Source organism: Bacteroides intestinalis, assembly GCF_003464595.1.
Taxonomy (GTDB): Bacteria; Bacteroidota; Bacteroidia; order Bacteroidales; family Bacteroidaceae; genus Bacteroides; species Bacteroides intestinalis_A.
In genome coordinates this window covers 253740-267530 of the sequence record NZ_QRZF01000002.1, presented here as the reverse complement: position 1 = coordinate 267530, position 13791 = coordinate 253740, and the positions used below count along the sequence as shown (strand labels likewise).

General features: G+C 41.7%; 13 protein-coding genes and 2 other RNA genes. 5 read left to right on the top strand and 10 right to left on the bottom strand.

Features of this window, described 5'->3' with window-relative positions:
• Positions 1-807, top strand: coding sequence for a hypothetical protein (locus tag DWW10_RS03490; protein ID WP_005654501.1), 807 nt, complete (start codon positions 1-3; stop codon positions 805-807).
• A gap of 18 nt (positions 808-825) precedes the next feature.
• Positions 826-1458: a hypothetical protein gene (locus tag DWW10_RS03485; protein ID WP_005654499.1), complete on the top strand. Its 633-nt coding sequence runs from the start codon at positions 826-828 to the stop codon at positions 1456-1458.
• 172 nt (positions 1459-1630) lie between these two features.
• Here DWW10_RS03485 and DWW10_RS03480 read toward each other — a convergent pair whose 3' ends face one another.
• From DWW10_RS03480 to DWW10_RS03455, 6 genes are all read right to left on the bottom strand, one after another.
• Positions 1631-2089 (bottom strand): hypothetical protein, encoded by a 459-nt coding sequence (locus DWW10_RS03480; RefSeq protein ID WP_005654497.1) that lies wholly within the window; start codon positions 2087-2089, stop codon positions 1631-1633.
• 10 nt (positions 2090-2099) lie between these two features.
• A complete protein-coding gene (locus tag DWW10_RS03475; protein WP_005654492.1) occupies positions 2100-2888 on the bottom strand; it encodes a hypothetical protein in 789 nt (262 codons plus the stop codon).
• 271 nt (positions 2889-3159) lie between these two features.
• Positions 3160-3557: a transfer-messenger RNA gene (gene ssrA / locus DWW10_RS03470) on the bottom strand.
• Positions 3558-3767: 210 nt separating this feature from the next.
• Positions 3768-4164: a transfer-messenger RNA gene (gene ssrA, locus DWW10_RS03465) on the bottom strand.
• 86 nt (positions 4165-4250) lie between these two features.
• Positions 4251-4565 (bottom strand): helix-turn-helix domain-containing protein, encoded by a 315-nt coding sequence (locus DWW10_RS03460; RefSeq protein ID WP_022392055.1) that lies wholly within the window; start codon positions 4563-4565, stop codon positions 4251-4253.
• Positions 4553-4915, bottom strand: a complete 363-nt coding sequence (locus tag DWW10_RS03455) for a type II toxin-antitoxin system RelE/ParE family toxin (RefSeq protein ID WP_118421003.1) — start codon at positions 4913-4915, stop codon at positions 4553-4555. The genes DWW10_RS03460 and DWW10_RS03455 overlap by 13 nt, the downstream gene beginning before the upstream one ends.
• Positions 4916-5104: 189 nt before the next feature.
• Here DWW10_RS03455 and DWW10_RS03450 point away from each other — a divergent pair, with 189 nt between their 5' ends.
• From DWW10_RS03450 to DWW10_RS03440, 3 genes are all read left to right on the top strand, one after another.
• On the top strand, positions 5105-7933 hold the full coding sequence (locus DWW10_RS03450) for a beta-glucosidase (RefSeq protein ID WP_022392053.1): 2829 nt from the start codon (positions 5105-5107) through the stop codon (positions 7931-7933).
• Positions 7934-8047: 114 nt separating this feature from the next.
• Positions 8048-9163: a lactonase family protein gene (locus DWW10_RS03445; protein ID WP_022392052.1), complete on the top strand. Its 1116-nt coding sequence runs from the start codon at positions 8048-8050 to the stop codon at positions 9161-9163.
• Between the two features lie 390 nt (positions 9164-9553).
• Complete coding sequence (locus DWW10_RS03440) at positions 9554-10615, top strand: DUF4831 family protein (RefSeq protein ID WP_022392051.1); 1062 nt, start codon at positions 9554-9556, stop codon at positions 10613-10615.
• On the opposite strand, the gene DWW10_RS03435 is transcribed toward DWW10_RS03440, so the two are convergent.
• From DWW10_RS03435 to DWW10_RS03420, 4 genes are all read right to left on the bottom strand, one after another.
• A complete protein-coding gene (locus tag DWW10_RS03435) occupies positions 10595-10948 on the bottom strand; it encodes a PqqD family protein (RefSeq protein WP_022392050.1) in 354 nt (117 codons plus the stop codon). The genes DWW10_RS03440 and DWW10_RS03435 overlap by 21 nt on opposite strands.
• A gap of 18 nt (positions 10949-10966) precedes the next feature.
• The gene (locus DWW10_RS03430) at positions 10967-12358 is read right to left on the bottom strand and encodes an MFS transporter (RefSeq protein WP_007666182.1); all 1392 of its coding nucleotides are present in this window, start codon (positions 12356-12358) and stop codon (positions 10967-10969) included.
• 141 nt (positions 12359-12499) lie between these two features.
• Positions 12500-12886 (bottom strand): preprotein translocase subunit SecG, encoded by a 387-nt coding sequence (gene secG, locus DWW10_RS03425; RefSeq protein WP_007666184.1) that lies wholly within the window; start codon positions 12884-12886, stop codon positions 12500-12502.
• Positions 12887-12890: 4 nt separating this feature from the next.
• On the bottom strand, positions 12891-13790 hold the full coding sequence (locus tag DWW10_RS03420) for a tetratricopeptide repeat protein (protein ID WP_118420836.1): 900 nt from the start codon (positions 13788-13790) through the stop codon (positions 12891-12893).
• Between the last annotated feature and the right edge of the window lies 1 nt (position 13791).

Genomic DNA, 13791 nt, shown 5'->3' with positions numbered 1-13791 from the left:
ATGAAAAAGTTTTGCTATTCGATTATCGGCTTATTTGTAATAGTTTTAGTAAGCAGTTGTAGTAATGGAAGTAAAGTGTTACAATCGCCTGAAGATGCCGTACGCGAAAGGTATGGGCTGCCGTGGCAAACAGAAGAAGAATATGAAGCCGCTTGCAAGTCTAACAGAAAGTTCCAAGGGCTTACACCCTTTACAGAGCTTCAAGAATGGTCGAAATATTATTATGAAGAAGATGCCGTATTCGAAGAAAAAGTCAAACAGTACGACATGATAAACAATACGCTTCAAAAACTGGCATTCGGGGTGATGTATAACAAGGGCAATGATGAAAACGCAATGAAAAAACTACTCATAGAATCAGGCTATGGCGATAATGAAGAACAATGCAAAGCCCTTATCGAAGGATTGAAAAAAGACGGATTCCTAATGAAAGAGCTGAATGAAATGCGCTTAGCGCACAGAAAGCGTATCATGGCAGAGATAACCCCTCTGTGCGAGTCTCTAAATGATGAAGGGATTGCGTTTCAGGCAGAAAACAGAGAAGGGATAGAAAACAATGTCATCAAAGAAGCGTATGTTACTGCGAAACCAAAGGACTATGAAATACAACCGGGACAATGTCCCTTTAATTTCTATATCAAGGCATCAATGCTGAAAGACGTCTATGTGAGTAGTTGTTCGATATATAATAAGACATTTCTAATGCATGAAGACGGAGAAGATTTTATATCGGGCATAATAGGCTTTGAAGACTTGAGATTGTTTCCATTTATCACAGGAAAGTTAGTTACATTTAGGTATTTCTAATATTAAAACCAAGAAACAATGAATATTAAGACATTTACTATTATCGCTATAGCATCATTTGCCGTTTTGTCAGTTACCGCATGCGGTGGGAAACAAAAAGCATCAATCGAAACCGAACAAACAGAAGAAACTTCAAAGACAGAAGTTATAGTGAGTGACAATAAACTTTTTATTAACTCTGATTTGTATAACATGTCGGAAGAAAAAGTGATATTCAATGCGCACGGCAGACTAGATCCTGACAACCCATCCTTTGGTACAGACCACATAGACCATTATCGCACTTTATTCGTTAAAGAAAATGGCGGATTGACCGTTGGCTATGTAGTTAAGACAACGAGAGGAATCACCCTGCAAACCGGGAAGACTTTCTATTTTTACAATGACTTATGTTTGAAGGAAAGAACAAGGGATCTTTACAATATTGTTGGGATGGTGAAAAACAATGGAGTCTTGATACCAATGAAAATCACAATTGACGGAGAGGACAACCGCATCATGCTGGAATGTAAAGGAGATGAGACGCTTACATTCGTTCCGCTTCGTGGTGATGATTCCGAAATTGAATATACGGTTCAAGCACTAAAAGATTATTGCTACAAGAACAAACTTACTATCCATGCTGTACCTTATCTGGAATTTACAAATTAAACAACCCTAATATAGCGAAATTCACTCTTTTAGTGAAATTGGGTAGTATAATTCCACAATGGTAAAAACAAAAGAGTCGTATCATTACTCATAAACGAGCTTGATACGACTCTTCTATTTAATTAGGTAACTACAATTCAAGAAGGTTGTTCTATTGGTTTATCAAAAATAACTAATTCGTCAAATAGAAGACATAATCATAAATAGCCCAATCTTTATATTTATAAATACCTTCTATCGGGAACTGTAATTTGCATTTCTTTTGGGCAGTTGAAAGTATAAGAGAAACATCGTCATCCGTAACTGTTAAGCCTTCAGGAAAAGCTAATGTAATATCAGTTATACAGCCATTTAAATCCGAATACAAAAAAATATTCATCCAACCTTTTACACCTTGAGACTTATATTTATTACAAATTTCATCTAAAAAAACTGATCCTTGCAAAATTACCGGAGGTGCATATAAACTTTCTTCTGCAAATGAGAAATTTCGGATAGACTCAGCTTTTTTCTCACTTGTATTTGTAGATACATACACATTGTTACCGATACTTTTTCTTTCAAATATTGACTGCGCAACAGTATATTGAAATGCAAGAAAAGCAAATAAAAAAAACAATATCTTTTTCATAACAGTAAATTTAATAAAGTTTGAGTAATGAATTAATGCATGATGTACCATAGTCGTAATTGCCAAACTTATATCCTTTTCCACTATATCCTCTACTATATTCTCCAAAAATATTGCTCCACTTTACGAATTCATTAATATCTATAGATGTAGGCTTCCCATTTGCACATATAGAAGCAACATACGTTTGAAATTCTCTTTCATATTGAGGTATTAAAGAAGGGTCAGTCAAGCCCGAAGTCCATAACGATTGATATGAAGGGTCACCATCTTCACCTTTAAAAGTCCAAGAATACCCAGCATGAATATATCTAATAATACCTTGATAAAAGGCTAATTCAAATTCCATCATACCTGTATCTCTTTTTTCCTTATCAGTATCTACTTTTTTACCCTGAACATCTCTTTGATACATGTGAATAAACTCATGTTCCATGCTGCTGGCTAAGATACCATAAGGAGGAAAAGCTAAACTTCCTTTTCTAAAATATGCCGACGCATATGTGTCATCCAAAAAGATAGTTCCAGCATAAGAAGTCTTATTGCGTACTGCTTCATCTATATTTCTATAGCAATTTATACTGGTCATTTTTGCATAAGCATCATTAACTTCTTTAATTTCAGCAGAAGTTAATGTCGGAGCTCCTCCTGTAAATAACGATGCCAAATTAGCGTTTAAGGCAGTTGAAACTGAACGGGTGCTTGGTTCAACATTACCTATAAATTCATCAACCTCATTAGTACAAGAAGACCAACATAGCCCAACGCATGTAAGTAAATACAAAATTTTCTTTTCCATAAGAGATCTGATTTTTAAGGTTATTACAAAACAGGAAGACTGTCACTATTTATAAGCAACTAATCATCCATGTTAATATATTTTTAAATAACAATTTTAGAAAAACAACTTAAATCGCTTACAGAAAGGATTAGATTATTTAATACTTTAAAATTTCAAAGGGGATGGAATGGAGTAACAAAATCGGGGTATTCACAAAAACTCAAGGTACAAAACAACAAGCAATACAGAAAACACCATTAGTTTTCATGATATACTTACCGCTCATCAAAAGTGGACCTGGGGAGAATCGAACTCCCGTCCAAACGAGGAAACCATATGCTTTCTACATGCTTATCTTTGCCTTCGGTTTTCGAGCATAAGCAAGACCAAAGCCACCAACCTATGCCTTATCTCCTAATATTTCGTAAGAGCTATGGAGAAGAACTCAAACTATCCCCGATTTTGCTGTGCCGCTTTATCAAACGCTTCGGAGCAAGAGCTTTTGAGCGACATCTCGTTTCCACCACTTTGGCAGAAATAAAGCTAATCTACTATACTTCGATTAAGCAGCGAGAGCATAATTTTCGTTGCCAGATAAAATTTTGATAACTGAGATTTAAGTGGAAATTACCGACCCACTGCATGCTTACATACCATTCCAACTCGCTGTCAATTCCAGTCAAGCCCAAAATGATATTTCAAAGTTACGTATTTATTTGATAAGAACAAACAAAACAGCAAAAAATATAATAGAATACCACAAGGCATCATAATAGTTAAATTATTTAAGACTTGTAGGTAGTGCTTGATATAAAGAATGATAATCAGACTATCACTTTTTATTTTAGGGTGTATTTCGGGGTGTAAATCCTGTAACAATCTGATTATCAATCTTATTTGTGGAGCTGGAGGGAATCGAACCCTCGTCCAAACGAGGAAATCATAAGCTTTCTACATGCTTATCTTTGCCTAAGTTTTCGAGCAACGGCAGAACCAAAGCCATCAACCATTGCCTTATCCTTTAAAGTTTCATTCTCGCCTCAAGGCCGACAAGAACTATCCCCGATGTAACTGCACCACTGGATCGGAATGCTTCGGAGCAACAGCTTCCGAGTGATGTCTCGTCCCAGCACCTAGTGCCGGGATTAAGCTAATCTACTATGATTCGATTAAGCAGCAAGAGCGTATTGTCTTTCGCCAGATAAAATTTTGAGGACTGAGATTAAAGTGCAAATCAACGACGCACTGCATGCTTACTTACTATTTCTACCCGCTGTCAAATCCAGTCAACCCCAGAATACATACGGTTTTTAGAAATCGTGGGGCAAAGATAAGAATTCTTTTTTTATCGAATGCTTTTTCTTTGCAAATATTAAAGCCTTAACACAAAGCTATCTTTCCCAAGCTATCTACTTCTAACCTGGCACTCAATCCCATTGCCTTGAAAAGCTTTATTACTGTAGCAAAGGTTAAGTTCTTACCATTTTCAATCCTTGATATTTGGGCTTTCTGTACGCCAACAAGTTTACCTAAATCTTCTTGAGTTAAGTTTTTGGCTTGTCTCGCTTGCTTAATAGCGTCTCCGATGAGGAATAGATCTAGCTGTTCCTCATACCTGTCACGCTCCGGAGTACCGACTTCTCCTATCAATAAATCTTTCACTTCTTCATGAGTATAAAATTTTATCTCTTCCATCTCCTTAATCTTTTTTGTTCAAAATATGCTTTCATTATCTCAATCGCCTTACCTATTTCCTTTGATGGTGTTTTCTGAGTTTTCTTAATAAAACCATGTGTAGCGATAACTAAAGTATCTACATCACATGTTTTATCCCAAAATGCCAATAGACGGTATTGTTTACCATTATATAAAGTTCTAAACTTCCAAATATCACCTGTTAACTTCTTAAAAAGTTCAGGATCCAATGTATAGATAGCCTTATCAATATTATAAACTATTTTTTCACGCGTCTTTACTCCTATCTTTTGCAGAAATTCCGTTGCATCAGTCGAGTAAACAACTTTAAATCTTTCTTTTGCCTCCATGTGTTTATGATTGAACACTACAAAGGTAGCAAATGTTTCCATAAATAGAAACTTCACAAGTCTTTTTTAGAATAAGACAAGCTGCCCGGACAATAAGGACTATTGTAATGAACGATATTACCCTCTCTCCTTAGACAAAAACCCGTACCTTTGGCAACAGAAGATAATATACACAAAAATATAAATATCATGAAGAAACTAATTGCAATGACACTACTGCTCGGAGGCAGTACTCTGCTCTGCGCACAAAAGACCGTGAAGATACCCGCTGTGTACAAACCCGTCAAAAGCGAGATGTACAAGAAAGGCTGGATTGATTTCAACAAAAACGGAGTGAAGGATGTATACGAAGATCCGAATGCCTCGCTGGATGCACGTATCGAAGATCTGCTCAGCCAGATGACACTGGAAGAAAAGACATGTCAAATGGTAACCCTCTACGGTTACAAACGTGTACTAAAGGACGACCTCCCCACCCCCGAATGGAAACAAATGCTTTGGAAAGACGGCATCGGTGCCATCGACGAACACCTGAACGGTTTCCAACAATGGGGACTTCCCCCATCGGATAATCCCTATGTATGGCCGGCATCCCGCCATGCCTGGGCACTGAATGAAGTACAACGCTTCTTCATAGAAGAAACGCGCCTCGGCATCCCCGTAGACTTTACGAACGAAGGTATCCGCGGAGTAGAAAGTTACCGTGCCACCAATTTCCCCACACAACTGGGATTGGGACATACCTGGAACCGCGAACTGATACGCCAGGTAGGATTAATCACCGGACGGGAAGCCCGTATGTTGGGATATACCCATGTCTACGCTCCCATACTCGATGTCGGCCGTGACCAGCGTTGGGGACGTTATGAGGAAGTATATGGAGAATCTCCTTACCTCGTTGCCGAACTGGGTATTGAAATGGTACGCGGCATGCAACATAACCATCAGGTAGCAGCAACCGGAAAACATTTCGTTGCTTACAGTAACAACAAGGGCGCCCGCGAAGGTATGGCACGTGTAGACCCGCAAATGTCACCACGCGAAGTGGAAATGATACATGTCTACCCCTTCAAACGGGTGATAAAGGAAGCGGGACTATTGGGAGTGATGAGCTCATACAATGATTACGACGGTGTCCCCATACAAGGCAGTTATTATTGGCTGACTACACGCCTGCGTGGCGAGATGGGATTCCGGGGATATGTGGTTTCGGACAGTGATGCCGTTGAATATCTCTATACCAAACACAGCACCGCCAAAGACATGAAAGAAGCCGTGCGTCAAAGTGTAGAAGCCGGTCTGAATGTACGTTGCACCTTCCGGTCACCGGACTCATATGTATTGCCTTTGCGAGAATTGGTAAAAGAGGGCGGACTAAGCGAAGAAGTGATTAACGACCGTGTACGTGACATTCTGCGTGTAAAATTCCTCGTAGGGCTGTTCGATGCTCCCTATCAGACTGACCTTGCAGGGGCTGATAAAGAAGTAGAGAAAGCTGAGAATGAATCTCTTGCACTGCAAGCCTCACGCGAAAGCCTCGTCTTATTGAAGAATGAAAACAACGTGTTGCCATTGGATATCAACAACGTGAAGAAGATAGCAGTTTGCGGCCCCAATGCGGATGAAGAAGGATACGCACTGACACACTACGGTCCTTTGGCAGTAGAAGTAACCACAGTACTGGAAGGCATTCGCCAAAAAGCTGAAGGCAAAGCAGAAGTGCTCTATACCAAAGGCTGTGACCTCGTAGACGCCAACTGGCCGGAAAGCGAACTTATCGACTATCCGATGACAGATAGCGAACAAGCTGAAATCGATAAAGCAGTAGAAAATGCACGCCAGGCAGATGTAGCCGTAGTCGTATTAGGAGGCGGACAGCGTACCTGTGGTGAAAACAAATCGCGCAGCAGTCTCGATCTTCCGGGACGACAACTGAAACTACTCCAAGCCGTACAAGCAACCGGAAAGCCCGTCGTACTGGTACTGATTAACGGTCGCCCGCTATCCATCAATTGGGCAGACAAGTTCGTTCCCGCTATTTTAGAAGCATGGTATCCGGGGTCCAAAGGTGGAACAGCAGTAGCCGATGTGCTCTTCGGAGATTATAATCCGGGCGGAAAACTGACAGTCACTTTCCCGAAAAGTGTCGGACAAATTCCTTTCAATTTCCCCTGCAAACCTTCTTCACAGATTGACGGTGGAAAGAATCCGGGACTGGATGGAAACATGTCACGTGTCAACGGTGCACTCTATTCATTCGGATACGGTCTGAGTTACACCACCTTTGAGTATTCCGACATCGAAATCAGTCCGAAAGTGATTACACAGAACCAAAAGGCAACTGTACGCTGCAAAGTAACAAATACCGGAAAACGTGCAGGCGATGAAGTGGTTCAGCTGTATGTTCGCGACATCCTGAGCAGCGTTACCACTTACGAAAAGAATCTGGCAGGCTTTGAACGTATCCACCTGCAACCGGGAGAAACGAAAGAGGTAGTTTTCACCCTCGACCGCAAACAGCTGGAATTACTGGATAAGCACATGGAATGGGTGGTGGAACCGGGAGACTTCAACATTATGGTAGGTGCTTCTTCCGAAGACATCCGCCTGAGTGGAAAATTGACAGTAGAAGATCCAAACGCCCCCATGCAAGCACAGGCAAAAACGGATTCTCCCGTAACTGCCAGCACCAATCCGGAAAGTGCAATGAACGTGCTCGATAAAAAAATGAATACTGTTTGGGAAGGAAATAAAGGAGATTATATTACCTTTGCCTTGGAGAACGATTCCAAGGTAGATGGCGTTTCCATTGCATTCAGCAGAGGCAACGGTCTGCCGGCGGAGTTTGAAATCCAGCTTTCAAGTGGCGGCGGACAATTCCTGACAGTTTATTCGGGTACAGTCAGCGAATACGGAAAGTTGATTTCATATACGTTCAAAGGAACTACTGCCAGCGACTTGCGCATTGTGCTGAATGATGACCGTGTAGGAGTGGCGGAAGTGAAAATTAACAAATAAGTGATTAGTGATTAGCGTTTAGTGATAAGTGATTAGTACCATATACAAAACGGAGCCAACCAATTATCACTTATCACCAAATACTAATCACTAATAACTAAACACTAATCACTAATGAAATCTCTTCTTTTCTGCATGCTTGGATTAGCAATGACAGCCTGCGCACCCCGCAAAGCGGGAAACGTAAACAACGGAAGTGACGAACTTGCCATGCTGGTAGGTACGTACACCGATGGAAACAGCAAAGGTATTTACACCTTCCGCTTCAACCAGGAAACGGGACTTGCCACCTCGCTCAGTTTCATCGAAGTGCTCAACCCGTCTTATCTCATCCCTTCGGAAGATGGAAAGTTTGTCTATGCCGTCAGCGAAATGAATGACACAACAGCTGCTCTCAATGCTTTCTCCTTCGATAAGGAAACAGGGAAACTCAGTTTATTGAACCGCCAGCCCACTATGGGAGCCGATCCCTGCTACGTTGCCACCAATGGGAAAGAAGTACTCACAGCCAACTATAGCGGAGGTAGCATGTCTATCTTCCCGCTGAAAAAGAACGGTTCATTAGAGCCTGTCGATACGCTTTTTGAAGGCAGTACCGGCGGACCGGACGCTGAAAGACAGGCAACACCCCACGTACATTGCACTGTCTTCTCTCCGGATGGAAAATATATCTTTGCCACTGACTTCAGTGCCGACCGCATCCTGCGCTTTGTCATACATCCGAAGAGCATTATCCCCCACCCTTCTGCCGAAGCCATTGACGTAGATCCTAACTCCGGTCCACGTCATCTCACCTTCAGCCCGAACGGCAAGTACGCGTATCTTATCAGCGAATTATCCGGTAATATCACCGCTTTCAGCTACTTGGATGGTAAACTGGAAAAGATACAGACCATTGCAGCCGACACACTTCGTGCGCGTGGCAGTGCCGATATACATCTCAGTCCCGACGGGAAATACCTGTATGCCAGCAATCGCCTGAAAGGTGACGGTCTTGCCATCTTCGAAGTGAATCCGGAAACCGGTATGTTGGCAAAGGTAGGCTACCAGTTGACGGGGATTCATCCGCGTAACTTTATTATCACCCCGAACGGGAAATATCTGTTGGCCGCCTGTCGCGACAGTCATGTCATTCAGGTATTCCAACGAGATCCCGTAACAGGCTTGTTATCGGATACGCACCAAGACATCAGCATTAATAAACCCGTTTGCATCCAATTCGTAAAATAACCGGGTAAAAGCTTGACTTCCGGTTTTTAATGTCGTATATTTGTCATCGTAATCCTGATTTAGATTCGGGGACACAGATAGTAACAGGGAAAAGCATTTGCTTCTCCCTGTTTTTTTATATCCTATATCTTTTCAGGCGAAAAATAAGGTACTTTGAGGCAAAATACATCATCTATTGAAGTAAAACAAACCATCTATCGAGATGAAACATACCATCTAATGATACAAAAGAAATGATCTATTGGGACAAAACATACCATCTCATGGAGCGAAAAGAGCCGCTAACTCACCCAGACAGCCTATTCTGTTAATATTCTATAATCTTACTCTTGACAAAAATAACTTCATTAACTTTGTCCCTTAACCGAAATTGTTTAAACAACGCGACTTATGAAGAAAAAAAATATAGTATTACTTTCAGCTCTGTTGTTCTCCGTTTCTGCCATAGCGCAAACAGAAGTGACAACAGGTATCATGCGTGGCAAAGACTACGGCGTTACTTACGTACTTCCGAAAACAGAAATCGAACTTACCGTGCAAGCCACTAAACATATCTATACTCCCGGAGAATTTTCCAAGTATGCTGACCGTTATCTGCGATTAAACAATGTCTCTTCCGAACCGGAAACTTACTGGACATTGGACAAGATACAAACAGCAGTAGTCGGTATACCTGATAAAGAGAATGTATATTTCGTGAAGATGAAAGACAAAACCGTGGCTCCTCTTATCGAATTGAGCAAAGACGGCATCGTCTACTCCATCAACATGCCGTTGGGCAGCGGACAAAAGAAAGCAGTTCCTGCCACTCCCAAGGCAGCAGATAATACTCCTAACGTCAATCCCCGTAGCTTCCTGACAGAAGAAATCCTGATGGCAAATTCAACGGCAAAGATGGCGGAACTGGTTGCAAAAGAAATCTATAACATCCGCGAAAGCAAAAATGCCCTGTTGCGCGGTGAATCGGACAACATGCCCAAAGACGGTGCACAACTAAAGCTTATGCTGGATAACCTGACCTTGCAGGAACGTGCCATGACCGAAATGTTTGCAGGTAAAGTGACCGATGAAGAGAAAATATATACAATCCGCATCGTCCCCAAAGAGATGAAGAATGAAGTTGCTTTCCGTTTCTCTAAGAAGTTGGGTATTGTAGCTAACAATGACCTGGCAGGCGAACCTATTTATATCACGGTAACTGACCTTAAAAGCATAAAAATTCCTGAAGTCGATCCAAAGAAGAAGGTGGATGAAGGTGTTGCCTACAATGTACCGGGCAGAGCTCACGTTACATTAAGTTATAACAATAAAGAATTGTATAATTCAGAAATCCCTGTCACACAATTTGGTGTAGTCGAATATCTCGCTCCTGTACTGTTCAATAAGAATTCCACAATAAAGGTATTATTCGATCCTGAAACAGGGGCTTTATTAAAAGTTGACAGAGAGTAATTTTATAAATCCATCCTTTCGTAATTGCATCACATAAGTCGTGACTCGTGAAGCATAATTCTCATCAGGATGGAAATGATCGGCAAGCTGGAAAACAATCTCCCGTACCGTACGCCGCCCGTCTATCAGACGCCACACTGCACTGCCGTGTTCTTCAAGGCGGACATGAATATCAGGAGACATGCTTTTCGGTAACAAAAGCCGGCGCATCCACTCATACTTGAACCGGGGATAGGAGATTACAGCGTAATCTCCCTCCCATTCGGTCAAGATGTGGTCACAACGAACCGGAACAGCATCCAACAGACTGACTTTTCCTTCTGGTGTTTCCATATTCGTATCCGTTTATACTTATTTCTGAATATTGGGTTCTTCCAATTGATAACCAAACTTTTTATCGGCTCTCTTCAGCATAAAGGCTACCACAAGAGACAAACAAGCAATACCTGTAAATATACACATAGGTATCGTATAGTCATACAGATTCGTTCCATCCGCCTTCTTGCCCACGATACAATAAAGATCAAGTACCTTACCAATCAGCGTAGGAATACCCCACAAACCAATATTCTGAATAAAGAAAATCAATGCATAAGCTGTACCCAACTGGCTTACAGGGAATATCTTAGCAACCGCAGGCCACATAGCAGAAGGTACCAACGAAAAAGCAATACCCAGAATAATCATCAAACCAATAGCCACTAACCAGTAATTAATGGCAGGAATGGCATAAATAAAGTGCACACCTATCAGCATTGCAGCACCCAGTATCATAATAGAAGCTGACTTACCGCGTTTATCTATAAATCCACCGAATATTGGAGTAAGAATCAAAGCACCCAAAGCCGGCAATCCGGCAAAAGTACCCGCTACATTCTCATTAATACCATATTTGATAATCATCAACTCGGAAGCAAACTTCTGGAAAGGGAATACACAGGAATAGAATAATACGCACAGCAAAGCTATCAACCAGAAGCCCGGGTTTACGAGGATATTCTTCACATCTTTGAAAGAGAATTTCTCTTCCTCCCCTTCTGTACCTGCTGCTATGGCTTCTGCTTCCATCTGTCTGTCAAGCTTCTTATCCATTACTGAGAAAATAAAGAAAGCAACCAGACCACCTAAGAGAAGAATCAACCCTACCAATACCGGAGTAGTGATACCGAAAGCACGTGCCAAAGGAATAGCCACCGCATAACCGGCTTGCGAACCGATACGTGCCAGTGCTACCTGCACACCCATAGCCGTAGCCAGTTCTTTACCCCTGAACCACTTGGCTATAATTTTAGAAACAGTGATACCGGCAACTTCCGCACCTACACCAAAAATGGAATAGCCGGCAAATGCAACGAATACGCCTGCTTTATAACCGAAAATCTCGTTAAGACCGAAAATCTGTGCATCCGGACCGGCAAGCCCTGTCATGGCATAATATTCAAGTGCCGTACCTCCCACCATCAAGATAGTTGATAATTTACCAGTGAAACGGATACCAAAACGGTCAAGGATTAATCCACCCCAAATCAGCATCAGGAAGAATACATTCAGGAAACTATATCCACCTGTGAAGAATCCAAAATCACTACTTGTCCAGGCAAGATCCGACTCCAACATTGTTTTCAGTGGTGCTACCACATCGTTTACATAGTAAGCTGCCATCATTGTGAAAGCAACAATTACCAATGCTCCCCACCGGGTAGCTTTGGAGTCATTCAATTTAAGTTTTAATTGTTCTGTCATTGTACTATTTAGATTAATTATTAGTCAGACTGCATAATCCCGACAAAGGTAGTTAAATCCGTCATAAAAAGAAAAAAGGCTGACACCTTTTCGGCATCAACCTCTTTCTTATTTCTTTTGCGGGATCATCCGCGCTTAGCTTTAGTTAGCTGAATCTTCAGCAGCCGGAGCAGTTGTTGCAGGAGTTTCTGTTGTAGCAGGAGCTTCTGTCTGCGGAGCAGCTGTACCAGTAGGCATGTTATACGGATTGGTCTTTTCTTCTTTTTGAGCTTGCTCCAGAATCACATCGCCTCCCTTACCGGAAGAAGTAGGAACCACATAAGCAGTAGCAATACTCATTACGACCATGAATCCTGCCAAGAACCATGTTCCTTTTTCCAGAAAGTCAGTAGTCTTGCGCACACCCATAATCTGATTGGAAGAAGAAAAGCCGGATGCTAAACCGCCTCCTTTGGAATTTTGAATCAATACAATGAAGCACATCAGCAAAGATGCAACCACCATTAAGATAACTAAGAATAAATACATTTTGTTATTTTGATTTAGCGTTAATAATCAATTTCTCCAAAAATCTGATTTGGTCTGCAAAGTAAGCATTTTTTTTTGGATAATTCAAACTTAATTTTTTAATAATTTCAAGAGCCTTGTCATATCGGCGCTGTTTGATATAAATTTTCGCCAAAGTTTCAGTAAAGCAACTGTCATCCAACTCATCCGAAGCTGATTTAGGAGTCGTCTCTTCATCAGTATCCGTATCTTCGGAATCATCTTCCTGCTCTGTTTCTACCTCTGTGGGCGGAGGAATCTCTTCGGTTACAACCGGTGTTTCTTCTTCGACTTCGTCCTCTTCCTCCTCAATCAATGGAAGTAGAAGCGGATTTTCCTCTTTCAGCAACTTCAAGCTGATGCCTTCCTCAGTTTCACTCTGCCGGATAAATCCGTCTATCAAATCCTGTCCACGCAACTTGGGTACTTCCACCGGAACAGTCGATGATGTATCTGCCTCGTCCGTATCTTCATCATCCTGCATCAGATAGGCGGTATAATCCATTGCGTAATCCAACTCTGTCGTCTGAGAATGTTCTTCCGGCACAGTAGCAAGGAAAGCGTCTATTAATGAAAGGGTACGGTCGATACTCGGCTCTTCCTCCAGCTCTTTCCCGACAACAGATTCTGAAGTATGAGGATGAAGGGCATATCGGTCACCTTCAATCAGATAAAACAATACACGGCGGTCCGATACATACAGTACGGCCTTACGTAATTCTGCACCGAAGTTAATATCGTGCAGCACATAGAGGTTCTTGAGATAGAGCAAACGCAGGGACTGAAAGTAAGGATAGCGGGTTACCAACGTACGAAGTTCGTATAAGGTATCCCGGTTCAACGCCTCGGGATGCTGTATCCATTGTTGCAAATGTACAGGCGTCATT

What these genes read in the sequence shown, in the direction of transcription:
- DWW10_RS03490 (WP_005654501.1), top strand. Translation starts at nt 1, where the DNA reads ATGAAAAAGTTTTGCTATTCGATTATCGGCTTATTTGTAATAGTTTTA.
- DWW10_RS03485 (WP_005654499.1), top strand. Translation starts at nt 826, where the DNA reads ATGAATATTAAGACATTTACTATTATCGCTATAGCATCATTTGCCGTT.
- DWW10_RS03480 (WP_005654497.1), bottom strand. Translation starts at nt 2,089, where the DNA reads ATGAAAAAGATATTGTTTTTTTTATTTGCTTTTCTTGCATTTCAATAT.
- DWW10_RS03475 (WP_005654492.1), bottom strand. Translation starts at nt 2,888, where the DNA reads ATGGAAAAGAAAATTTTGTATTTACTTACATGCGTTGGGCTATGTTGG.
- DWW10_RS03460 (WP_022392055.1), bottom strand. Translation starts at nt 4,565, where the DNA reads ATGGAAGAGATAAAATTTTATACTCATGAAGAAGTGAAAGATTTATTG.
- DWW10_RS03455 (WP_118421003.1), bottom strand. Translation starts at nt 4,915, where the DNA reads ATGGAGGCAAAAGAAAGATTTAAAGTTGTTTACTCGACTGATGCAACG.
- DWW10_RS03450 (WP_022392053.1), top strand. Translation starts at nt 5,105, where the DNA reads ATGAAGAAACTAATTGCAATGACACTACTGCTCGGAGGCAGTACTCTG.
- DWW10_RS03445 (WP_022392052.1), top strand. Translation starts at nt 8,048, where the DNA reads ATGAAATCTCTTCTTTTCTGCATGCTTGGATTAGCAATGACAGCCTGC.
- DWW10_RS03440 (WP_022392051.1), top strand. Translation starts at nt 9,554, where the DNA reads ATGAAGAAAAAAAATATAGTATTACTTTCAGCTCTGTTGTTCTCCGTT.
- DWW10_RS03435 (WP_022392050.1), bottom strand. Translation starts at nt 10,948, where the DNA reads ATGGAAACACCAGAAGGAAAAGTCAGTCTGTTGGATGCTGTTCCGGTT.
- DWW10_RS03430 (WP_007666182.1), bottom strand. Translation starts at nt 12,358, where the DNA reads ATGACAGAACAATTAAAACTTAAATTGAATGACTCCAAAGCTACCCGG.
- secG (WP_007666184.1), bottom strand. Translation starts at nt 12,886, where the DNA reads ATGTATTTATTCTTAGTTATCTTAATGGTGGTTGCATCTTTGCTGATG.
- DWW10_RS03420 (WP_118420836.1), bottom strand. Translation starts at nt 13,790, where the DNA reads ATGACGCCTGTACATTTGCAACAATGGATACAGCATCCCGAGGCGTTG.